This window comes from Blautia sp. MCC283, from assembly GCF_018785565.1.
Lineage (GTDB): Bacteria > Bacillota > Clostridia > Lachnospirales > Lachnospiraceae > Blautia_A.
In genome coordinates, this window is record NZ_WQQB01000025.1 from 190312 (window position 1) to 213009 (window position 22698).

Below are 22698 nucleotides of genomic sequence, written 5' to 3' on the forward strand. Positions count from 1 at the left end.
CATAAAAAAAACAGAAAAGTTTGGCAGATATTTAAGTTTCACGAGAAACCTGTTGATTTTAAAGGGCAGATAGGATATGCTGATTTCAGGATCAAACAGAAAAAAGGAGGCCGTTTACCATGAAAAAAAACTGGTGGAAAGAAAGCGTGGTATATCAGATTTATCCGAGAAGTTTTAAGGACAGCAACGGAGACGGAATTGGCGATATTCCCGGAATTATAGAAAAACTGGACTATCTGAAGGAGCTGGGAGTAAATGTTCTCTGGATCTCACCCATGCTGGAATCCCCGCAGGATGACAATGGCTATGATATTTCCGATTACCGCAGGATCTATAATGAATATGGAACCATGGAGGATTATGAAAAGCTTCTTGAGGAAGCACATAAACGTGGCATTAAGATCCTCATGGATCTGGTCGTAAACCATACTTCCGATGAACACAACTGGTTTATTGAAAGTAGGAAATCCAAAGATAATCCTTACAGGGATTACTATATCTGGAGAGAGCCGGTGAATGGAAAAGAACCGAATAACTGGGGAAGTGCGTTCGGAGGCCCTGCATGGGAATATGATCCTCAGACAGAGATGTATTATCTTCACCTGTTTTCCAGAAAGCAGCCGGATCTGAACTGGGAAAATGAAAAGGTTCGTCAGGAAGTTTACGATATGATGAATTTCTGGTGTGAAAAAGGAATCGACGGTTTCCGAATGGACGTGATCAGCATGATCTCCAAGGATCAGTCATATCCGGATGGAGAAATGAATGGAGGATTATACGGTGATTTTGGTCCTTACTGCGTCCATGGTCCGAGGATCCATGAGTTTCTTCAGGAAATGAACAGAGAGGTTTTATCCCGATACGATGTGATGACAGTTGGAGAAACCTCCGGTGTGACTATCGAAGAGGCACAGAAATATGCAGGTGAGGACAGAAATGAGCTGAACATGGTGTTTCAGTTTGAGCATGTAGAGGATCAGGGATCAGACCATGGTAAATGGACTACCGAGAAATACGATTTCCAGGAATTTAAAAAGGTTATGATCAAATGGCAGGAAGAGCTTGCCGGGAAAGCATGGAACAGTCTGTTTCTGGGAAATCATGACCAGCCAAGAAGTGTTTCCAGATTTGGAAATGATAATCCTGCATACAGGGAAACTTCAGCCAAGATGCTGGCAACCTGCCTTCATATGATGCAGGGAACTCCTTATGTTTATCAGGGAGAAGAGCTTGGAATGACCAATGCTTATTTTACAGACCTTAAGGATTACCGTGATATCGAGAGCATTCAGTATTTCCATGAATACACAGAAGCAGGTATTTATACACCGGAATATATGATGAAGTGCCTGATGCTGAGAGGACGTGACAATGCCAGAACACCGATGCAGTGGGAGGATTCCCATCAGGCTGGCTTTACGGAGGGAACGCCATGGATCAGTGTAAACTCCAATTATAAGGAGATCAATGCGAAGCAGCAGCTTTCGGATCCGGATTCCATTTTCCATTATTATCAGAAGCTGATCCGTTTAAGAAAAGAAAAACCGGTGATCGTTTACGGTGCATTTGAGGCACTTTACAGAGATCATGATCAGATTTTTGCATATACCAGAACCCTTGAGGGAGAGAAGCTTCTTACAGTCTGCAATTTCAGTGAGCATGTGGCAGAAATGGAAATCCCGGAAGAATTTCAGAAAAATGCAGAATGCCTGATCACCAATCTTGGAAGAAAGGATTTTGGGAAGAAAGTGATCCTGAAACCTTATGAGGCATTTGTTCTTTACAGAAATCTGTAACAGGAGAGTGAAAAATGATAAAAAAATATGTATATGGAGAGCCCTTTGAAACTGAGGCACTGACAGAAACCCTTGAAACAGCAGAAGGAAAGCCAGGATATGGAGAAATCTGCACAGAAGATGGATTTTCTTTTACTTATATCATGGATGAAGAGGATATCGTTTACGGACTGGGAGAATCCAACCGCGGTATCAACAAGAGAGGATTCATTTATACCAGTAACTGTACCGATGATCCGGAGCATACAGAGGATAAACATTCCCTGTACGGTGCACATAATCTTATCATTGTGTCCGGAAAAGAAACCTTTGGAATGTTTTTTGATTATCCGGCAGCGATTACCTTTGACATTGGCTATACCAGAATGGATACCATGAAGGTAACCTGCGAAAATGCAGACCTGAAGCTTTATGTGATCGAGGGGGAGAGTCCCTATGATATTGTAAAGCAGTTCCGCCATGTGATCGGAAGAAGCTATATCCCGCCGAAATTTGCCTTTGGATTCGGCCAGAGCAGATGGGGCTATACCACAAAAGAAGATTTCCGGAACGTTGCAGCAGGCTATCGAGAAAACCATATCCCCATTGATATGATCTACATGGATATCGATTACATGCAGTCCTATAAAGATTTTACATTAAACGAAGAGAATTTCCAGGATTTTCCGGAGTTTGTAAAGGAACTGAAAGATCAGGATATCCGTCTGATCCCCATTATTGATGCCGGCGTCAAAGTGGAGCCGGGATACGATGTTTATGAGGAAGGGGTTAAAAATCGTTATTTCTGCCAGAGAGAGGATGGCAGTGACTTTGTGGCAGCTGTATGGCCTGGAGATACCCATTTCCCGGATGTGTTGAATAAAGATGCCAGAAAATGGTTCGGTGACAAATACCGTTTCCTGATTGAGAAGGGAATCGACGGTTTCTGGAACGATATGAACGAGCCGGCAATTTTTTATTCCACAGAGGGAATGAAAGAGGTCAAAGAGCTTGCCGGGGAATTTGCAAAAGATACAGAGGGAAAGATCCATATCTGGAAGATGCAGAGTGCCCTTCGTGATGCTGCCAACAATCCGGAAGATTACCGGAGATTTTATCATAATGTAGATGGTAAAAAGATCCGCCATGACAAAGTGCACAACCTGTTTGGCTACAATATGACCAGGGCAGCGGGGGAAGCTTTTGAACGGATCGATCCGGAGAAACGTTTCCTGATGTTCTCCAGATCTTCTTACATTGGTATGCACCGCTATGGTGGAATCTGGACCGGTGACAATAAATCCTGGTGGGCGCATATTCTCCTGAACCTGAAGATGATGCCTTCTCTGAATATGTGTGGTTTCCTGTATGCAGGAGCAGATCTGGGGGGATTTGGCGCTGATACCACAAGAGAGCTGCTGCTCCGTTTCCTGGCACTTGGAGTATTCACACCGCTGATGCGTGATCATACAGCGATCGGTACCAGAGAGCAGGAATGCTACCAGTTTGAAAATGTGGAGGATTTCCGTCATGTGATCGGTGTAAGATATCGTCTTATTCCATATCTTTACAGTGAATATATGAAGGCGGCTCTGAACGATGATATGTATTTCCGGCCGTTGGGCTTTGTTTATCCGGAGGATAAGATTGCCGTACATGTGGAAGACCAGCTGCTTCTTGGAAATGAGATCATGATCGCTCCGGTTTATGAACAGAACGCAAGAGGCCGTTATGTATATCTTCCAGAGGAGATGAAGTTTGTGAAATTCCTTCCGGATGGAACCATTGCAGAGGAGATCCTTGAAAAGGGTGTTCATTATGTAGAGGTGGCACTGAATGAGATTCCGTTGTTTATCCGGAAGGGAAAATGTATTCCGGTTGCAGAAGCAGCGGAATGTGTGGCAGCTCTGGATACAAAAAATATGCAGCTTCTCGGATATGAAGGTGCGGAGTATACCTTATATGAGGACGATGGGGTCCATAAGGATTACGACAGAGAAGAAAATTACCGTGTTCTGAAAAAATAAAGTCAGCAAAATGAAATATAAATTTCTGTGTTACATCATTTACGTTAAACAGTATAAAGAATACAGGATGTGAACAGTTGATAAACAGAAAAGCCGTAAGTATATGTAAAAGTTTCTTAAACATATATCTTACGGCTTTTGCTACTGCTACTTTACATAAAATATTTTATGTAAAGTAATTTGCATTCTGTTTAAATAACACTTCAGAAAGATTTGTTTATGCTTCTTCCTCAATCTTGATAACATTTTTCAGTGCAGAGCAACATGCCATGTCACCGATAACATTGACACAGGTGGCGCCCATATCACAGAGGGTATTGATGCTGATATAAACACCAAGAACTCCGGCAGGAAGTCCGGCCATAGTTGCCAGTGCTGCGAAAGATGCGATAGCACCACCGGGAACACCTGGAGTACCAACGGAAAGCAGTACGTTTGCAAGAAGGATAATGATCATAAGAGGAATACTTACATGGATTCCGCAGGCGTTTGCAAAGAACATGATCATAAAGGACATCAGGATAGATACAGCATCCATATTAACGGTAGCACCAAGAGGAATGGCGATGCTGGTGATCTGGTTGGATACGCCCATTTCTTCTTCCATACACTGCTTGCTTAATGGAATGGTTGCGGAGCTTGAGCAGGTTCCGAAGGCGTTCAGTGCTGCTGGCAGGATCGCTTTCAGGAATTTCAGCGGGCTTTGTTTGCCGATCAGCTTTACAGAGAGACCGTACACTACAATAGCGAAGCCAAAGAATGCCACATACAGAATGACAAGCTGTGTTGCAAGGGAAATGATCGTTTCAGTTCCGTTGGCTTCCACAACCGGTACGATGGTACAGAAAACACCGATGGGTGTAAAGTACATGATGGTTGTGATGATCTTCAGGCATACTTCATTGATGGAATCAATCAGATTCAGGAATGGAGTTCCTTTTTCACCGACTGCGATCAGTGTGAAACCGATGATCAGGGCAAACACCAGAACCTGGAGCATATTTCCGTCAGCAAATGCGGCGATTGGGTTGGAAGGGATCAGGTTTTTTAGGGTGTCAAGGATACTGCTCATTTCTGTAGCCTGGATATCTGCTGTTGCCATCTCAAATTTGACTCCCTCTCCGAGATGGATCAGTCTCGGGATGATCAGTCCGCACAGGCTGGCAAGTGCCGTTGTGCAGAGAAAATAGATCATGGATGCTGCAGTGATCTTGCCGGTAGTACGTGCGTTTCCGATGGAACAGATTCCAATGACAATGGAACAGAAGACCATGGGAAAGATCATCATGTTCAGGGCGTTCATGTAGATACTTCCGATCAGACTGGTCACAGTGAGGACAGGTTCAAACCGTCCGGCCAGGAAAAGTCCTGTGAGGATACCCAGGATCAGTCCTGTAAAGATCGCACCGGTAATATGCTTCCGGTACCAGGAATAAAAAGATTTCATTTATGCGTTCCCTCCTAAGATAAATATGTATGGTATGTATAATATAGGAAAATACATGCAGGAAATTATATCATGTGGAAAAAGAAGCGTCAACAAAACAGGGCCAAATCTGCCGGATTATGCGTATTTTGATGGAAAAGAGCTGTTTTTGGATTTCTGTTTGACAAATACATCATAAGTAGTTAAAATTAAAAGCAGTGTGTGAAAGCATTAAAGTATTAATACTGAGTAATTTGGCAGGAGGAATAAAAAAATGGCTGCACCTTATAACCATAGAGCCATCGAAGCGAAATGGCGCACAAACTGGGAAAAGAAGCCGGTAAATGTCAATGACGGCAAGAAACCGAAATATTACTGTCTGGATATGTTCCCGTATCCGTCCGGAAACGGTCTTCACGTAGGACACTGGAGAGGCTATGTGATCTCTGATGTATGGAGCCGTTATAAAATGCTTCAGGGTTATTACCTGATCCATCCGATGGGATGGGACGCTTTTGGACTTCCGGCTGAGAACTATGCCATCAAGATGGGGGTTCATCCGGCAGTATCCACAGCAGCAAACATCAAGAACATCAAACGTCAGATCAACGATATCGCGGCAATCTATGACTGGGATATGGAAGTAAACACAACAGATCCTGATTTCTATAAATGGACACAGTGGATCTTTGTAAAAATGTTCAAAGAAGGCCTTGCATATGAGAAGGAGTTCCCGATTAACTGGTGTCCTTCCTGTAAGACAGGTCTTGCAAACGAAGAAGTCGTAAACGGATGCTGCGAGCGTTGCGGTACCCCGGTTACCAAGAAGAACCTTCGTCAGTGGATGCTCCGTATCACAAAATATGCAGACAGACTTTTAAATGACCTGGACAAACTGGACTGGCCGGAGAAGGTTAAGAAGATGCAGACAGACTGGATCGGTAAATCCTACGGTGCAGAGGTAGATTTCCCGGTTGAAGGAAGAGATGAGAAGATCACTGTTTATACAACAAGACCGGATACTCTTCACGGAGCAACCTTTATGGTACTTGCACCGGAGCATGCTCTTGCAAAATCTCTTGCAACAGACGAGACAAGAGAGGCTGTAGAGAAATATATCTTTGATGCTTCCATGAAATCCAATGTAGACCGTCTTCAGGATAAAGAGAAGACCGGTGTGTTCACAGGTACTTATGCGATCAATCCGCTGAACGGCGAGAAGCTTCCAATCTGGCTTTCTGACTATGTACTTGCTGATTATGGTACAGGTGCTATCATGTGTGTACCTGCTCATGATGACCGTGACTTTGAGTTCGCAAAGAAATTCGATATTCCGATCATCCAGGTTATCGCAAAAGATGGTAAAGAAATTCAGAATATGACAGAAGCTTACACAGAGGCTTCCGGAACCATGATCAACTCCGGTGAGTGGAACGGAATGGAATCTTCCGTACTGAAGAAGGAAGCACCGCATATCATCGAGAAGCTGGGTATCGGACGTAAGACTGTCAACTACAAACTGAGAGACTGGGTATTTTCCCGTCAGCGTTACTGGGGTGAGCCGATCCCGATCGTACACTGCCCGAAATGCGGTGCGGTACCGGTACCGGAGGATCAGCTTCCGTTAAGACTTCCGGAGGTAGAAAGCTACCAGCCGACAGGAACCGGAGAGTCACCGCTTGCTGCCATCGACGAGTGGGTAAATACCACATGCCCATGCTGTGGTGCACCTGCAAAACGTGAGACAAATACCATGCCTCAGTGGGCCGGATCTTCCTGGTATTTCCTCCGTTATGTAGATAATAAGAATAATAAAGAACTGGTTTCCAAAGAGAAAGCTGATAAATATCTGCCGGTAGATATGTATATCGGTGGTGTAGAGCATGCTGTTCTTCATCTTCTGTACTCCAGATTCTATACCAAGTTCCTGTATGATATCGGAGCTATTGATTTCGATGAGCCGTTTGTCAAGCTGTTCAACCAGGGTATGATCACAGGTAAAAACGGAATCAAGATGAGTAAATCCAAAGGAAATGTTATTTCACCGGATGATCTTGTAAATGATTACGGATGTGATTCCTTACGTATGTATGAGCTGTTCGTAGGACCGCCGGAACTGGATGCAGAATGGGATGACAGAGGAATCGATGGTGTATCCAGATTCCTGAAACGTTTCTGGAATCTGGCTCTTGACAGCATTGAGAAAGATATCCCGGCTACCAAAGAGATGGAGAAGACCCGTCATAAGATGGTATACGATATCACCAGCAGACTTGAGGCCTTCAGCCTGAATACGGTAGTATCCGGATTCATGGAATACACAAACAAACTGATCGCTATCGCAAAACAGAACGGCGGCGCTGTTGATAAAGAGACCATTGAGACAGCTACCATCCTTCTTGCACCGTTTGTTCCTCATATTGCAGAGGAGATCTGGGAGAAGCTTGGTCATGAGGATTCTATTTTCCATGCACAGTGGCCGGCTCACGATGAGGAGCTTATGAAAGATGATGAGATCGAAGTTCCGGTTCAGATCAACGGCAAGACCAAGGCTGTTATCAGTATTCCGGCAGAGATCTCCAAAGAAGATGCGATCGCCGAAGGAAAGAAGGCAGTTGCAGATAAGATCTCCGGAAATATCATCAAAGAGATCTATGTACCGAAGAAGATCATCAATATCGTAGTAAAGTAATAAGATAAATTAAAAACACCCGAAGCAGGGCGGAAGATATTTCTGCCATTGCCAGGGTGTTTTTTATATAGACAAATATCGTGAAATCAGTAAGCATGCACAAAAATAACAAATGTTATTTAGAAGAAATGCCAAAAATATTTAGGCATTTTAATAGATTTGCCTAGTTTTTGGTCATACCAATTATATTGTCTATTGTTATTCAAATGGAAAAAACGTACAGTAACACCATGAGTCAGGCAAAGACAGTAAGAAAGCTTTGTTACTCGAAATGCAGTGTGACGGAATGAGGATGTCCGTTTAGCTAGATTGCATATTTACATTGAGAGAAATAAGGAGAGATAGTATGAGCGCAATGAACACACTTAAGAAATTCGGACTGGAACAGGCATTCAACTATGTTTATAAAGATCCGGATAAGAATTTTATCAAGATCATGGACTGGGCAGATAAATTTTCCGGTGGTGGATTTCCTACACAGAGAGCAATGATCCGCGAAGCCATTTCTGATCCGGAACATCCGTATTATCCGTTTATTCATAGATTGGTAACTGATATTGATCCGCATGTTATGAAAACTCTGGTTGCAAACTTTTTTATCAATGCAAATCTTGCAGGCTGGAAGAAACAGGATGAATGCCGTGAGAAATATGGCTGTAATATCCCGTGGGCGATCCTTCTTGACCCAACAAGTGCCTGTAATCTGCACTGTACAGGATGCTGGGCAGCAGAGTATGGAAACAAGCTGAACCTCACCTACGATGAGATCGATGACATCATCCGCCAGGGTAAGGAGCTTGGCGTTTATATGTATATTTACACAGGCGGAGAGCCACTTGTAAGAAAAAAGGATCTGATCCGTCTTTGCGAGAAACATAATGACTGTATCTTCCTTTCCTTCACAAATGCAACACTGATCGATGAGGATTTTGCAAATGATATGCTTCGGGTAGGAAACTTTGTTCCTGCGATCTCACTGGAAGGATTTGAGACTGCAACAGATGGCAGAAGAGGAAATGGTGTATACCAGAAGGTTATCAAGGCCATCAATCTTCTCAGAGAGAAGAAGCTTGTATTTGGTATCTCTGCATGTTATACGAGTGCAAATTTCGAGTCTATCACATCAGAGGCATTTTACGACAGCCTGATCGATCTTGGAGCGTACTTTATCTGGTATTTCCATTATATGCCGGTTGGAAATGATGCAGCACCGGAGTTGCTTCCTACTCCTGCACAGAGAAGAGAAACCTATGAGCGTATCCGTAAATACCGTGCAACAAAGCCGTTGTTTGCCATGGATTTCCAGAATGATGCAGAGTTTGTGGGAGGATGTATTGCAGGCGGCCGTCGTTATCTGCATATCAATGCAAATGGTGATATCGATCCATGTGTATTTATCCATTATTCTGATTCCAATATCCGCGAGAAAACACTTCTGGAAGCACTGCAGTCTCCGATGATGATGGCATATCATGACGGACAGCCGTTTAATGACAATATGTACCGCCCATGCCCGATGCTTGAAAATCCACAGAAGCTGAGAGAAATGGTAGAAAAATCCGGAGCACATTCCACAGATCTTCAGTCACCGGAGAGTGCAGAGCATCTCTGTGCAAAATGTGACCGGTATGCTGAAAACTGGAAACCGGTAGCAGAGGAAATGTGGAAGGAAGATCAGGAGAGAAAGGCAGCGAAGAAAGTCTGCTGATCCTGAAACTTAAAAAAACAGAATTTATGAAAGAGCACGGTACTGGAAACAGGTGCCAGTGCTCTTTTTTTGAAAACGGAGTGATCAGACCATGAAAAAAATGATTGATAACATCAGAAAATATCTGCCCGTGGTGTTTCTTTTTGTGCTGCTTTTTTTCTGCATCCGTTACAGAAAGGATCTGTCTGTGGAAAAGATCCTGCGCTATACACCGAAGGAACCTGTTAAGGCAGCATTACTTATGCTTGTGTTTTACGCCGTGAAAAGTGTCTCCTTTGTATTCCCCATTGCAGTTCTGCAGCTGGCTGTAGGACATCTGTTTTCTACAGGAACTGCACTTCTGGTGAACTTTCTGGGAAGAGCAGTTACACTGGCAATTCCTTACTGGATGGGACGTTTTTCCGGCTCTTCCATGGTGGAGAATCTTACTTCCAAATATCCGAAGCTGAAAACAGTGGTGGATTACCAGAACGGAAATCCTTTGTATATTTCTTTTTTTATGAGAACGCTGAATTTTTTGCCCGGGGATGCAGTGAGTCTGTTTCTGGGTGCGGTGAAGATCCCATTTGGAATATATATGCTGGGCGGGATGCTGGGAACACTTCCGGGAGTTATCCTTGCCACGATATTTGGAGCAAATATCAAGAATCCCGGATCACCGGCATTCTGGCTCTCCGCGGTACTTCTTGTGATGATCAGTGTATTCTCGATCCTGATACATAGATATATTTCCGGAAAGAAAAAATAAAAGGGCTTTCTCCTTACTGCTTTTACTGTGAAGAAAAATGTAGTATAATGCAGACAGTAAAGAAAAGAGGGGAAGGAACATGGGGATAGATCATAACAAAAGATTAAAGGAACATTTATATTATTACAGTGCAAGAATCAGCCGGGATATATCAAATCTGATCAAGTGGCTGGTTCTTGCTGTCGTTACAGGATGTATCGTAGGAGCTGCCAGCACACTGTTTTCTTTTACGTTGAAGGCAGTAACCGGTTACCGAAAGGCTCATGAATGGATTTTTCTTTTGCTGCCATTGTCCGGACTTGTCATTGTATTTCTGTATGAGAAGCTTGGAAAAGAGGATGGAGGGACCAATCAGGTTCTTTCTACCGTGCGTTCCAGAGATGATGTGCCGATCCTTTCTGCACCACTGATCTTTATCACAACGGCACTGACTCATCTTACCGGTGGTTCTGCAGGACGTGAGGGGGCAGCGATCCAGCTTGGAGGAAGTATTGCCAACCAGCTTGGAAGATGGATCCATCTGGACGAGGAGGACCGTCATGTAATTGTCATGTGCGGTATGAGCGCGGCGTTTTCAGCACTGTTTGGAACACCGATGGCAGCGGCAGTTTTTGCGCTGGAAGTGGTCAGTGTGGGCGTGATGTATTATGCGGCACTGATGCCATGTATGATCGCATCGCTGGTTGCCTCCGGATTTGCGGCAGGAATGGGAGTCACGCCGGAGAGCTTTCATGTGACGGATATTCCTGCGCTTACCATAGAAAGCGGACTGAAAATGGGCGTTGTGGCACTTGGATGCGCAGTTGTCAGTATTGTATTTTGTATTGCACTGAATGGCGCTGCAGGCTTGTATGGCAAATGGTTTAAAAATAAATATCTTCGTGTGGTGGTTGGAGCATGCCTGGTCATTGCAGTCACCTTTATACTGAGAACAAATGAATATATGGGAGCCGGTGCAGAGCTTATTGAAAAAGCGGTGGAAGACGGACAGGCGGATACGTTTGCTTTTTTCTGGAAAATGGTGCTTACTGCACTGACTATGCGTGCAGGATTCCGTGGGGGAGAGATCGTACCTTCTTTCTGCATTGGAGCCACCTTTGGCTGTGTGATGGGAAATCTTATGGGAATTTCTCCGTCAATCTGTGCTGCCTGTGGAATGGCAGCAGTTTTCTGCGGTGTGACCAACTGTCCGATCACTTCGATTCTGATCGCTTTTGAAATGTTTGGATTTAAAGGAGTCTCCTTCTATCTGATCGCAGTATCTATCAGCTATGCAGCATCTGGATATTATGGCCTTTATAAGGATCAGACCATTGTGTATTCCAAATATAAGGCAAAATATGTGAACCGGCATACCAGATTCTGATATAGAGTGAAATGTGAAGGGCGTGTGTATACCGGCATAATATCTTATGGAATACCGCATGGACATGACAGGAAAATATCTGGACATCTGCGGAAATCTGATGTAATATATTAAACGTTATTATTTACAGAAAGGCGGCAGAATTTAAGGTATGGAAGAGAAGATTCTTGATTTTATCATGGAGTATGCACAGGAGAATGAGGGAGTCCCGTTTCAGGTGATCGAGGAGAATTTTAATATCGTTATGGATGATAAGCTGAAAGATATCATCAGCGATGCGATCTGGGACAGGGATAATGTTTCCGATGTGATCATAGAAAGCGACCGCTATGTGATCACCTGTTTTGAAGATTGATACAGGGCTATCTGTGACCGTTATGGTAATGAGATTAAGAAGTCTGGATATGAGGAGAATGCGTATGCGGCATTCTCTTTTTTCATTAGTCTGCCAAAATAATCTAAAGGAATTGAAGTTCCCCAAAAAGAATGATATCCTAAAGAAAAACAGATGGGGTGGTTGAAATGAACAGTAAATATGAGATCAACACTAAAGAAAACCGGGAATTCCTGAAAGCATCCTGTGAGGATCTTCTGAACTTCGGACATCGGTTTCCTTCTCCAAATGGAGGTTCCTATTATCTGGGGGATGACGGAACACCATGGAAGGACAGAAACCGGGAAACCTGGATCACCTGCCGCATGGCACATGTATACAGCCTGGGACTGATGCTTGGCCATGAAGGAAGCGGAGAGCTTGTGGATGCGGCGTTGAAAGGTTTTAGGGGAGAGCTTCACGATGACAAAAATGGTGGCTGGTATGCAGGTGTGACACAGGAGGGTGGCATTGTTCCCAATAAACAGTGTTATGCACATGCTTTTGTGATCCTGGCTGCATCTTCCGCACTGACAGCCGGAAGGCCTGGGGCAAAAGAACTCCTTGAGGAGGCGCTGGATGTTTATGATCAGCATTTCTGGAATGAAGAGGAAGGACTGGCCTGCGATACCTGGAATACAGAATTTACCGTGCTGGACGATTACCGGGGATTAAATGCAAACATGCATACTGTGGAAGCTTTTTTGGCAGCAGGAGATGTCACCGGGGACAAAAAATATCACATCCGCGCAGGCAGGATCATTGACCATGTGATCCGTTGGGCAGAGGATAACTCCTGGAGGATTCCGGAACATTTCACAAAGGAATGGGTGGCAGATCTTGACTGCAACCGCGACCGCCCGGATGATCCGTTCAAGCCATACGGCGCAACACCGGGACATGGAATCGAGTGGGCAAGGCTGATCACACAGTGGGCGCTTGCAAACTGTAGGGAAGAGAAAGAAAAACTGGAAAAATATCTCCAGGCAGCAGAGAAACTTTACACAACAGCAATAAAAGACGGCTGGAACGCAGATGGGGCACCGGGAATTGTATACACGACAGACTGGAATGGCAAACCGGTGGTACATGACCGTATGCACTGGACTCTTGCGGAAGCGATCAATACCTCCGCAGTTCTTTATCATGTGACCGGCAGGGAAAAATATGCGAAAGACTATGCAGAATTCATGAAGTATCTGGATGAAGTGGTCATGGATCACGAGAATGGCTCCTGGTTCCATCAGCTGGACGAGCATAATCATCTGAAAGGAACCGTATGGCCGGGAAAATCCGACCTGTATCATGCGCTGCAGTCCACATTGATCCCGTATCATAAGGCAGATACATCCATTGCGCCTGCCGTAAAGAAAAAACTGGAAATCTGAACAAAAATCATAAAGTGATTTCCACTTATGGGCATGTAACGAAGTGGAATGCGAATGTTTGTTGCAAAAATAAAAACCTTCCTGTGTTTACAGAAAGATTTCTCAGGACAGATACTTACATAGATGCAGGTATCCTGGCCAGAAGAAATACTAAAACACAGGAAGGTTTTTTATTGATTAATTATTATTCTGTAACCTCTTTCAGATCCGAGATATCCGGAGAAGCCATCAGAGAATAGTTGGTATAATATACAACGAAACCAGGTTTTGCACCTGCAGGCTTCTTTACATGTTTTTTCTGGATGTAGTCGATTTCTACTTTAGGAGCAGAATGACCTTTGGAATACCAGGCTGCCAGGCGCCCTGCTTCTTCAAAGGTACGGTCCGGAAGTTCACCGTCTTTGGTGCGGACGATCACGTGGGAACCTGCCATCTTCTTTGCATGGAACCACCAATCATTTCCGGTTGCGAACTTGAAGGTCAGCTCATCATTCTGGAAATTGTTTTTTCCAACATAGATATCAAAACCGTCACTGGATATATAGTGGAGCGGTTTTGATTTCGGCTGGGCTTTCTGGCCTTTTTTGTTTGTGTAGTGACGTTTGATATAGCCGTACTCAGTGAGCTCTTCCTTGATCTGGGAAAGGTCACTTTCAGATCTGGCGATATCCAGAGCATTGGAGATAGATTCCAGATGAGAGATCTCACTTTCCGTATCTGCGATCTGTTCGGTGACGGCTTCCTCTGTACGCTTCAGCTTTCCGTATTTATCAAAATATTTCTTGGAATTCTGTGCCGGTGTCAGTGTCGGGTCAAGAGGGATGGAGATCTCCTCGTTGGTATAATAATTCAGTGCCTTAAAGGATCTGCAGCCTTCCTCAAGCCCGTATCCGTAGGTGTTGATCAGTTCACCGTAGACTTTGAACTTATCTTTTTTTGAAGTATCATTCAGCTGCTTTTTCTGGATGTTGTATTTTTTGCGGTTACGTTCCAGAGCAGTCTGTACTACACGGCGAAGATCGGAGGATTTCTGGTGGATGCGTGTCAGCAGACTTTTGGTAGCATAATAGGTCTCCAGCATAACAGAGACACTGTCAAAGGTTTCGCTGCGGTATTCACTGCCAAACTGCTGATAAGGAAAGACACCGTATTCCACAGGCTCCTCTCCGCGGTAGACAATATTCGGGGTGAACTCTCTGTTCCGGATCTGTTCCATAAGGCGGAGAAAGGTATGATAAAGATGGGTGCAGGCTGCCTCATCCAGGGACTGCGCTGCATCGCTTCCGTCAATGGATGCACGGTAGCAGATCTCCTCAGCCATTACCGGGCTCATACCTGTGAGTGAAGTGTAAAGCGCCCTGGAAATATTCACAGGCTTTTTGCAGATGTGCTGTGTGAACTCCTCCTCGGAAACAGTCAGCGGATTTTCTTTATCCCTGGTATTGGGAATGAAATATTCTCTTCCGGGAAGAACCTCACGGACAGAGCTCATATGGGAAGAGACGTGTTTGATGCTGTCCAGAATCATTCCCTTTTCGTCACAGAAGATGATGTTGCTGTGCTTGCCCATCAGCTCCATGATCAGACGCTTTCTGCAGGGATCCCCCAGCTCATTAAGATGCTCCAGCTCAAATTCCACCACACGCTCCATTCCAGGCTGCTTTACATCAAGGATGCGGGCGCTTCCGATGTGCTTTCTGAGAAGCATGCAGAAATTCGGTGCGGTTAAAGGGCTGATACGGTTCTTATCTGTAAAATAGATCAGAGGAAGGGATGCGCTTGCACTTAAGAGAAGACGTTTCTGTCCGTTGGCGCCCTTTCCTGTGATCAAAAGTTCATCGTTTTCCGGCTGGGCGATCTTGTTGATACGTCCGCCTTTTAAATTATCATCGATCTCTGCCACAAGGGCGGAGACTGTAATTCCGTCAAATGCCATGATTTTACCTCCATTTCAACATCAATCATTATAACAGTAAAAAAAGAGTTTGACTAGGGTTTTGGAATGAACTATAATAAATCCGTATGCAATCATTAGCTGCATTTATCAGCAGCCGATAAACTTAAGAGGCAGTATTGGAGGATAACATGATAAAAAGTATGACCGGCTTTGGCAGGGCAGAAGCAGTTTCCAGAGAGCGTAAGGTTTCTGTTGAACTGAAATCCGTCAATCACAGATATCTGGATCTGAACATCAAAATGCCGAAAAGACTCAGCTATTTTGAGGGAGAGATCCGAAATGTGATGAAGACTTATATCCGCCGTGGCAAAGTCGATGTGTTCATCACCTATGAAGACTATACGATGGGCGGAATGGCTCTGAAATACAATGCAGAGCTGGCAAAGGAATATCTGGGCTATCTGAACCAGATGAGTGAGGAGCTGGGGATCGAGAACGATATCCGTGTTTCCACACTTTCCAGATATCCGGATGTATTTACAATGGAAGAGCAGGCTCCGGATGAGGAAGAGCTCTGGAATTTTCTGGAGGGTCCGCTTCATGAGGCCTGCCGGAAATTTGTGGAGACCCGCCAGCGTGAGGGTGCCAATCTGAAACAGGATCTTCTTGGGAAGCTGGACGGACTGGAAGCAAAGGTCGATGTAGTGGAAAAACGTTCTCCGGAAGTAGTAAAGGCTTATCGGGAGAAACTGGAAGCCAAGATGCACGAGCTTCTTGAAGATAACCAGATCGATGATTCCAGGATTGCCGCGGAGGTGATACTTTTTTCAGATAAGATCTGCAATGACGAGGAGACGGTACGTCTTCGAAGCCACATCCACGGAATGAGAAAGATCCTGGATGAGGACGAGGGCGTGGGACGTAAGATGGATTTCATGGCACAGGAGATGAACCGTGAGGCGAACACCATCCTGTCTAAATCCAATGATCTTACCGTATCCAACGCGGCTATCGATCTGAAGACAGAGATCGAGAAGATCCGTGAGCAGATCCAGAATATCGAGTAACCGGACAGGAAACAGGCTGTACACAGACAGAAAGGGAGAGCGTAAATGGCGAAACTTATTAATGTAGGCTTTGGAAATGTTGTCAATTCACGCAAGATCGTGGCTGTGGTAAGTCCGGATGCCGCTCCTGTGAAGCGCATGATACAGAGTGTCAAGGGAACCCGCACCCTGATTGATGCCACACAGGGAAGAAAAACAAAAGCAGTGATCGTTACTTCCGATGATTATCTTGTGCTTTCCGCTTTGCAGCCGGAAACCATTGCCAGGAGATTTTCGGAAGCCTACGGAGAGGAAGAGAGGGAGGAAGGAAATGAGTAAGGGAATTTTAGTTGTTGTTTCTGGTTTTTCCGGTTCCGGAAAGGGCACCGTCATGAAACGGCTGATGGAGAAATATGACAATTATGCATTATCCGTTTCTGTTACCACCAGAAATCCAAGACCAGGCGAAAAAGACGGAGAAGCTTATTTCTTCCGCACAAAAGAAGAATTTGAACAGCTGATCCGGGAAGACGGACTGATCGAATACGCACAGTATGTGGAGAATTATTACGGTACTCCTCGTAAATATGTGGAGGAACAGCTTGCAGCAGGAAAAGATGTGATCCTTGAGATCGAGATCCAGGGAGCCATGAAGATCCGTGAGAAATTCCCGGATACTCTGCTTGTATTTGTCTGCCCGCCATCTATGGGAGAGCTTAAGAACCGTCTGGTAGGCCGCGGAACAGAAACTCTGGATGTGATCAACGGACGTCTCAGAAGAGCCGTTGAAGAATCCAAGGGAATGGATAAATACGACTATCTCCTGATCAACGATGATCTGGAGGAATGTGTTGATACACTTCATGAAACCATCCGATGTGAGCGTATGCGCGCATCCAGAAACCATGATTTTGTATCCAGAATTCAGAAAGAAGCGGAAGCTTTTTTATAAATACCAATTAACAAGTTAAATACGGCCCTGCCGTTACAGAAGGGAGAAAAGATATGATACATCCATCTTATTCAGAATTAATTGAGGCTATCAACACAAACAACGAGGACGACGATGAGGCTCTCGTGCTGAACAGCCGTTATTCTCTTGTACTTGCAGCAAGCAAACGTGCACGTCAGCTGATCGCAGGAGCAGAGCCGCTTGTACCTGGTGCAGCAGGAAAGAAACCGCTTTCCGTTGCCATTGATGAGCTCTACAAGGGCAAGGTAAAGATCCTTCCCGGACAGGAAGAAGAGGAAGAACTGGAAGCTCTTGAAGCAGAGAAAGAGGCCCTTGAGGCAGCAGAAGGTGAGAACGCAGAGAGCACTGAGACTGCAGATGCAGCTCAGACAGAAGCGGAGTAACTGTATGAAGATATTATTCATCTCTCTTGGCTGTGATAAGAACCTGGCGGATTCCGAGGAAATGCTGGGACTTCTTACAGCCGGAGGTCATGAGATCACAGACGATGAGACACAGGCAGATGCAATCGTGATCAATACCTGCTGTTTTATCAAGGATGCCAAGGAAGAGAGTGTGGAAACCATTCTTGAAATGGCAGAGTACAAAAAAACAGGAAGCTGCCATGCACTGATCGTTACCGGCTGTATGGCACAGCGATACCAGAAAGAGATCATTGAGGAGGTTCCGGAGGTCGATGCTGTTCTTGGAACTACATCCTACGGCGACATCGTAAAGGCTCTGGAGGAAGCAGTAGCCGGAAATCATTTCGAAGAATTCCGTGATATTGATTATCTGCCGGATACAGGAAGCAAACGTGTCCTTACAACAGGTGGACATTTCGGCTACCTGAAGATCGCGGAAGGCTGCGACAAGCACTGTACCTACTGCATCATCCCGAAGCTCAGAGGTAAATTTCGAAGCGTCCCAATGGAGCGCCTCATTGCCCAGGCAGAGGATATGGCTGAACAGGGAGTGAAAGAGCTGATCCTGGTAGCACAGGAGACCACCGTTTACGGAAAGGATCTTTACGGCAAAAAATCTCTTCACATTCTTTTAAAGAAGCTCTGTGAGATCAGAGGTATCCGTTGGATCCGCATCCTTTACTGCTATCCGGAGGAGATTTACGATGAACTGATCGAAACCATTCGTGATGAGAAAAAGATCTGTCATTATCTGGATATTCCGATCCAGCACGCATCGGACCGCATTCTTAAGAGAATGGGCCGCCGCACTTCCAAACAGGAACTGATCGATATTATCGGAAAGCTCCGTAAGGAGATTCCGGATATCGTACTGCGTACAACTCTGATCACCGGATTTCCGGGGGAGACGGAGGAAGATCATGAAGAACTGAAGGAGTTCGTAGATGAGATGGAATTTGACCGTCTCGGTGTCTTCACTTACTCTCCGGAGGAGAATACCCCGGCAGCAGAGATGGCAGACCAGGTTCCGGAAGAAGTGAAGGAAGAACGCAGAGACGAGCTGATGGAGCTTCAGCAGGAAATCTCTTACGACAGAGGCCAGGACCGTATCGGACAGGAACTTCTTGTTATGATCGAAGGAAAAGTTGCAGATGAAAGTGCCTATATCGGACGTACCTATGGGGATGCACCGAAGGTTGACGGATACATTTTCGTTCAGACAGGCGAACTGCTTATGACAGGTGATTTTGCAAAGGTACGTGTGACAGGTGCGCTTGAGTATGATTTGATAGGAGTGCTGAGCGATGAATACACCGAATAAACTTACAGTTGCAAGAATGATACTTGTACCATTTCTTGTAGTTTTCTTACTGACAGGATGGGGAGGAGAAGCAAACCGCTGGATCTGTCTTGCGATTTTTGTCGCAGCAAGTGTGACAGACTGGTTTGACGGTCATCTTGCCAGAAAATATAATCTGATAACCAATTTTGGAAAATTTATGGATCCGCTGGCTGACAAGCTTCTGGTATGCTCTGCCATGATCTGTATGATCGAGGTTGACAAGCTTCCGGCATGGGTTGTGATCATTATCATTGGACGCGAATTTATCATCAGCGGTTTCCGTCTGATCGCAGCTGAGAACGGAATTGTCATTGCCGCAAACTACTGGGGAAAATTCAAAACCGTTTCCCAGATGATCATGATCATACTTCTGATGCTGGACTTTGGAGGCGTTTTTGCAGTGCTGACACAGATATTTATCTGGCTGTCCGTTGCACTGACCATTATCTCCCTGCTGACTTATATCATGCAGAACAGAAAGGTCCTTTCCATGCAGGAGTAGGGATCAGAGTATACGAAAGGAGTTTCTTTCCATGATCACAGAACTGATATCTGTAGGAACCGAGATCCTTCTTGGAAATATCGTAAATACCAACAGTGCCTATCTTTCTGAAAAATGCGCCCTGCTTGGGTTAAGTGTTTACTATCAGGATGTAGTAGGGGATAATGAAGGCCGTATGCGTGACGTGATCCGTACCGCACTGGACCGTTCCGATGTTGTGATCCTGACCGGAGGCCTTGGACCAACAGAGGATGATATCACCAAGGAAGTAACTGCTGATCTGATGGGAATGCCGCTTAAGGAAGATTCCCACTCAAGGAAACTGATCGATAAATATCTGAAGGAATATGAGAAAAACAATCCCCAGAGACGTATCACGAAGAACAACTACAAACAGGCCATGGTCCCTGAGGGAGCCATTGTTCTTGATAATCATAACGGAACTGCTCCGGGACTGATCCTTGAAAAAAAAGGAAAAACCGCGATCCTTCTTCCGGGACCTCCCAATGAGCTGAAGCCCATGTTCGAGGAGTACGTTGTCCCGTATCTGCAGAAAAACCAGCCGGAGATCATTGTATCCCAGATGGTTAAGATCAGCGGGATCGGTGAGAGCCAGGTAGCAGAGGAGATCCAGGATCTGATCGAAAGTCAGACCAATCCTACCATTGCACCTTATGCCAAAACCGGTGAAGTGCATCTTCGTGTGACAGCAAGCGCAGAGAATGAAAAGGCCTGCAGAAAGCTGATCAAACCGGTTGTCAAGGAGCTAAAGAAGCGTTTTGGAGAGAATGTTTTTGCCACAGATGAGAGCAAGACACTGGAGGAAGCGGTGATCGATCTTCTGAAAGAGAAAGATCTGAAGCTTTCCCTGGCGGAATCGCTTACCGGCGGTATGATCGCCCAGCGCATTGTCAATGTATCCGGTGCGTCTGAGGTGTTTGTCTATGGCTTTGTGACTTACAGTAACAAGGCCAAGCATAAATGTCTGGGAGTGAAGAAGCGTACTCTGAAGGAGCAGGGGGCAGTTTCCGCCAAATGTGCCAGAGAAATGGCAAAGGGCGCCTGCAAAGCATCCGGAGCAGACATCAGTATTTCCGTGACGGGTCTGGCAGGACCGGGAGGCGGAACAAAGGAAACTCCGGTTGGTACTGTATTTATGGGCTGCTGCTATAAGGGCAAGGCTATTGCCAAAGAGTTCCACTTCACAGGAAACCGCATGCGAATCCGCGAGCAGACTACAGCGCATGCACTGGCGATGTTACGTGACTGTATCATTATGAGCAGATAGCGAATGCCTTGATCTGCCTGCTATTACGGATCAATCATGATATTTTTTATATAACAGGACTGATTTTTAAACAGATGAAACTTTTGATTTCAAGTATCTGTATCAAAAATCAGTCCTGTTTTATTTTTGTTTCCTGACAATAAGCCCCGTTATGGGCGATGAAAGAATATAAACGATCATATTTACAAGGATACTATCATAAGTGCTAGTGTTTTTATAAGAGATTTCCTCTAAAATATGATTAAAGCAATATATGACGTAAATATACGTTTTACCGGAAAGGGGGAAATCAGAATGAAAAAGAAAAAAAATCTGTTGTGTTTTGTGCTGCTGATCAGCCTTATTTTTACGATGGCATTTGGAAGTGTGACGGTCAGCGCCGCACCAAAACTGAACAGAACAAAAGTAACTCTTTTAAAAGGTGAGAAGACAACACTCAAGGTTACCGGGACCAAGCAGAAGGTTGCCTGGAGATCTTCCAAAAAGAGCGTTGCGACCGTAAACAGCAAAGGCCAGGTGGTTGCAAAAAATAAAGGCTCCGCAACGATCTATGCAAAGGTAAGCAAAAAAACATATAAATGTGTTGTAAAGGTAGAAACACCGAAGCTCAGCAGGACATCGCTGACATTAACAGAAAAGGAATCCAGTGCCATTAAATTGACAGGAACAACTGTGAAGGTGAAATATTCTTCTTCCAATCCGAAGATCGCACGTGTGGATTCCAAAGGAAAGATCACCGCAGTGAAAAAAGGAACAGCAGTGATCACAGCGAAGGTAAATACGAAGAAATTCAACTGTAAGGTTACAGTAAAAGCAACGCAGAAATCGAAGCCGACACCTACACCGGTGCCGAAACCATCTTTAAGTGCCACCACCTTAAATATGAATAAAGGTGATGTGAGACAGCTTCAGGTAAAGAATTATAAAGAGATTCTTGTATGGACCAGTGATGATACATCTGTTGCAACTGTAGACAGTAAAGGCAAAGTAACGGCAGTGAATGTGGGAACAACAAAGATCCAGGTCCGGGATAAGAGTACCTGGCGAGGCAGCTGTATTGTCCACGTGACACAGACAGTAAAGAAACAGGTGGAGCCGGTTCTTACAAAAGGAACTAAATCTGCAAAAAAAGAGATCACCAACGATAAAGGACAGAAGGAAGTCATTGATGTAACGATAAATACCTATACTTACACCTTTACCACGATCCCGACCAATGCAGAGGAGCTGAAACAGTATGATATCACAACGGCAGACAGCCGCTATAAGACCATGGCTCTTCTGATCCTTGCATATCGTACCTGGACACCGACCAATCCGACGGACTGCGAGGAGATGATTTCTTATCTCAACAATAAAGAGATGACTCAGTATTACAAAAACTTTTTGAGAGATCGTATGAAAGCGGATAACGGATATAAATATCTTGGCAATTCTTACCTGAACGGAGCAACTCCGGCCAACAATTATACTCCGTCTAAACCGATTTCCATTACGTTAAGACAGGACACACTTCCGGGTAAGGGAAATTCCATCAGTGAAGATATCCCGTATTTTGAACCGACCCAGACCACTCCTGCGATCTACAGATCATTTACTGATTTTGCAGGCAGCGACAGCTCCAGATGGATCTGTACATATAAGCACTCCAAAACCGGAAAATGGTATATCTGGGATCAGTCCTGGCATGATCTTCTTACCAGGATCAAACAGCCGGCAGGAAACTATGAATATTGATCGAAT

Annotated in this window: 17 protein-coding genes and 1 pseudogene; 16 read left to right on the forward strand and 2 right to left on the reverse strand. The window is 44.8% G+C overall.

Features of this window, described 5'->3' with window-relative positions; translation table 11 throughout:
- Positions 1 to 119 precede the first annotated feature (119 nt).
- Positions 120 to 1796 carry a glycoside hydrolase family 13 protein gene (locus GPK81_RS09140; protein WP_215706922.1) on the forward strand — a complete coding sequence of 559 codons (1677 nt, stop codon included), beginning with the start codon at positions 120 to 122 and terminating at the stop codon, positions 1794 to 1796.
- A gap of 14 nt (positions 1797 to 1810) precedes the next feature.
- Positions 1811 to 3802: a glycoside hydrolase family 31 protein gene (locus tag GPK81_RS09145; RefSeq protein ID WP_215706923.1), complete on the forward strand. Its 1992-nt coding sequence runs from the start codon at positions 1811 to 1813 to the stop codon at positions 3800 to 3802.
- Positions 3803 to 4019: 217 nt separating this feature from the next.
- On the opposite strand, the gene GPK81_RS09150 is transcribed toward GPK81_RS09145, so the two are convergent.
- Positions 4020 to 5249, reverse strand: coding sequence for a dicarboxylate/amino acid:cation symporter (locus GPK81_RS09150; protein WP_215706924.1), 1230 nt, complete (start codon positions 5247 to 5249; stop codon positions 4020 to 4022).
- 253 nt (positions 5250 to 5502) lie between these two features.
- Here GPK81_RS09150 and leuS point away from each other — a divergent pair, with 253 nt between their 5' ends.
- From leuS to GPK81_RS09180, 6 genes are all read left to right on the forward strand, one after another.
- The gene (leuS, locus tag GPK81_RS09155; RefSeq protein WP_215706925.1) at positions 5503 to 7920 is read left to right on the forward strand and encodes a leucine--tRNA ligase; all 2418 of its coding nucleotides are present in this window, start codon (positions 5503 to 5505) and stop codon (positions 7918 to 7920) included.
- A gap of 346 nt (positions 7921 to 8266) precedes the next feature.
- Positions 8267 to 9628 carry a radical SAM protein gene (locus GPK81_RS09160; RefSeq protein WP_118070075.1) on the forward strand — a complete coding sequence of 454 codons (1362 nt, stop codon included), beginning with the start codon at positions 8267 to 8269 and terminating at the stop codon, positions 9626 to 9628.
- Between the two features lie 91 nt (positions 9629 to 9719).
- Positions 9720 to 10376, forward strand: a complete 657-nt coding sequence (locus GPK81_RS09165; RefSeq protein WP_118063906.1) for a TVP38/TMEM64 family protein — start codon at positions 9720 to 9722, stop codon at positions 10374 to 10376.
- A gap of 79 nt (positions 10377 to 10455) precedes the next feature.
- Positions 10456 to 11742 carry a chloride channel protein gene (locus GPK81_RS09170; protein WP_215706926.1) on the forward strand — a complete coding sequence of 429 codons (1287 nt, stop codon included), beginning with the start codon at positions 10456 to 10458 and terminating at the stop codon, positions 11740 to 11742.
- 151 nt (positions 11743 to 11893) lie between these two features.
- Positions 11894 to 12097 (forward strand): hypothetical protein, encoded by a 204-nt coding sequence (locus tag GPK81_RS09175; RefSeq protein ID WP_021978076.1) that lies wholly within the window; start codon positions 11894 to 11896, stop codon positions 12095 to 12097.
- A gap of 167 nt (positions 12098 to 12264) precedes the next feature.
- Positions 12265 to 13503, forward strand: a complete 1239-nt coding sequence (locus GPK81_RS09180) for an AGE family epimerase/isomerase (RefSeq protein WP_215706927.1) — start codon at positions 12265 to 12267, stop codon at positions 13501 to 13503.
- Positions 13504 to 13687: 184 nt separating this feature from the next.
- Here the strand turns inward: GPK81_RS09180 and GPK81_RS09185 are convergent, their stop codons facing one another.
- Positions 13688 to 15439 (reverse strand): Rqc2 family fibronectin-binding protein, encoded by a 1752-nt coding sequence (locus tag GPK81_RS09185; protein WP_215706928.1) that lies wholly within the window; start codon positions 15437 to 15439, stop codon positions 13688 to 13690.
- A gap of 149 nt (positions 15440 to 15588) precedes the next feature.
- Between GPK81_RS09185 and GPK81_RS09190 the strand changes: the two genes are divergently transcribed.
- The 8 genes and pseudogenes from GPK81_RS09190 to GPK81_RS09225 all read left to right on the forward strand — a co-directional run bounded on the left by GPK81_RS09190 (position 15589) and on the right by GPK81_RS09225 (position 22692).
- On the forward strand, positions 15589 to 16467 hold the full coding sequence (locus GPK81_RS09190) for a YicC/YloC family endoribonuclease (RefSeq protein ID WP_021978073.1): 879 nt from the start codon (positions 15589 to 15591) through the stop codon (positions 16465 to 16467).
- Positions 16468 to 16512: 45 nt separating this feature from the next.
- Positions 16513 to 16785 (forward strand): extracellular matrix/biofilm biosynthesis regulator RemA family protein, encoded by a 273-nt coding sequence (locus GPK81_RS09195; RefSeq protein ID WP_118070069.1) that lies wholly within the window; start codon positions 16513 to 16515, stop codon positions 16783 to 16785.
- Positions 16778 to 17398, forward strand: coding sequence for a guanylate kinase (gmk, locus tag GPK81_RS09200; protein WP_118070067.1), 621 nt, complete (start codon positions 16778 to 16780; stop codon positions 17396 to 17398). Before GPK81_RS09195 ends, gmk begins: the two co-directional genes overlap by 8 nt.
- Positions 17399 to 17451: 53 nt before the next feature.
- Positions 17452 to 17706: pseudogene (rpoZ, locus tag GPK81_RS09205) on the forward strand (DNA-directed RNA polymerase subunit omega); the annotation flags it as partial.
- 100 nt (positions 17707 to 17806) lie between these two features.
- The gene (rimO, locus tag GPK81_RS09210) at positions 17807 to 19144 is read left to right on the forward strand and encodes a 30S ribosomal protein S12 methylthiotransferase RimO (RefSeq protein ID WP_118063896.1); all 1338 of its coding nucleotides are present in this window, start codon (positions 17807 to 17809) and stop codon (positions 19142 to 19144) included.
- Entirely contained in the window at positions 19128 to 19667 is a 540-nt protein-coding gene (gene pgsA, locus GPK81_RS09215; protein WP_015525184.1) for a CDP-diacylglycerol--glycerol-3-phosphate 3-phosphatidyltransferase, read from the forward strand. The genes rimO and pgsA overlap by 17 nt, the downstream gene beginning before the upstream one ends.
- Before the next feature lie 31 nt (positions 19668 to 19698).
- A complete protein-coding gene (locus tag GPK81_RS09220; RefSeq protein WP_215706929.1) occupies positions 19699 to 20955 on the forward strand; it encodes a competence/damage-inducible protein A in 1257 nt (418 codons plus the stop codon).
- Positions 20956 to 21249: 294 nt separating this feature from the next.
- Positions 21250 to 22692: a DUF6935 domain-containing protein gene (locus GPK81_RS09225; protein WP_215706930.1), complete on the forward strand. Its 1443-nt coding sequence runs from the start codon at positions 21250 to 21252 to the stop codon at positions 22690 to 22692.
- Positions 22693 to 22698 lie beyond the last annotated feature (6 nt).

Coding starts and splice junctions, on each gene's coding strand:
- GPK81_RS09140 (WP_215706922.1), top strand. CDS start 120: ATGAAAAAAAACTGGTGGAAAGAAAGCGTGGTATATCAGATTTATCCG.
- GPK81_RS09145 (WP_215706923.1), top strand. CDS start 1,811: ATGATAAAAAAATATGTATATGGAGAGCCCTTTGAAACTGAGGCACTG.
- GPK81_RS09150 (WP_215706924.1), bottom strand. CDS start 5,249: ATGAAATCTTTTTATTCCTGGTACCGGAAGCATATTACCGGTGCGATC.
- leuS (WP_215706925.1), top strand. CDS start 5,503: ATGGCTGCACCTTATAACCATAGAGCCATCGAAGCGAAATGGCGCACA.
- GPK81_RS09160 (WP_118070075.1), top strand. CDS start 8,267: ATGAGCGCAATGAACACACTTAAGAAATTCGGACTGGAACAGGCATTC.
- GPK81_RS09165 (WP_118063906.1), top strand. CDS start 9,720: ATGAAAAAAATGATTGATAACATCAGAAAATATCTGCCCGTGGTGTTT.
- GPK81_RS09170 (WP_215706926.1), top strand. CDS start 10,456: ATGGGGATAGATCATAACAAAAGATTAAAGGAACATTTATATTATTAC.
- GPK81_RS09175 (WP_021978076.1), top strand. CDS start 11,894: ATGGAAGAGAAGATTCTTGATTTTATCATGGAGTATGCACAGGAGAAT.
- GPK81_RS09180 (WP_215706927.1), top strand. CDS start 12,265: ATGAACAGTAAATATGAGATCAACACTAAAGAAAACCGGGAATTCCTG.
- GPK81_RS09185 (WP_215706928.1), bottom strand. CDS start 15,439: ATGGCATTTGACGGAATTACAGTCTCCGCCCTTGTGGCAGAGATCGAT.
- GPK81_RS09190 (WP_021978073.1), top strand. CDS start 15,589: ATGATAAAAAGTATGACCGGCTTTGGCAGGGCAGAAGCAGTTTCCAGA.
- GPK81_RS09195 (WP_118070069.1), top strand. CDS start 16,513: ATGGCGAAACTTATTAATGTAGGCTTTGGAAATGTTGTCAATTCACGC.
- gmk (WP_118070067.1), top strand. CDS start 16,778: ATGAGTAAGGGAATTTTAGTTGTTGTTTCTGGTTTTTCCGGTTCCGGA.
- rimO (WP_118063896.1), top strand. CDS start 17,807: ATGAAGATATTATTCATCTCTCTTGGCTGTGATAAGAACCTGGCGGAT.
- pgsA (WP_015525184.1), top strand. CDS start 19,128: ATGAATACACCGAATAAACTTACAGTTGCAAGAATGATACTTGTACCA.
- GPK81_RS09220 (WP_215706929.1), top strand. CDS start 19,699: ATGATCACAGAACTGATATCTGTAGGAACCGAGATCCTTCTTGGAAAT.
- GPK81_RS09225 (WP_215706930.1), top strand. CDS start 21,250: ATGAAAAAGAAAAAAAATCTGTTGTGTTTTGTGCTGCTGATCAGCCTT.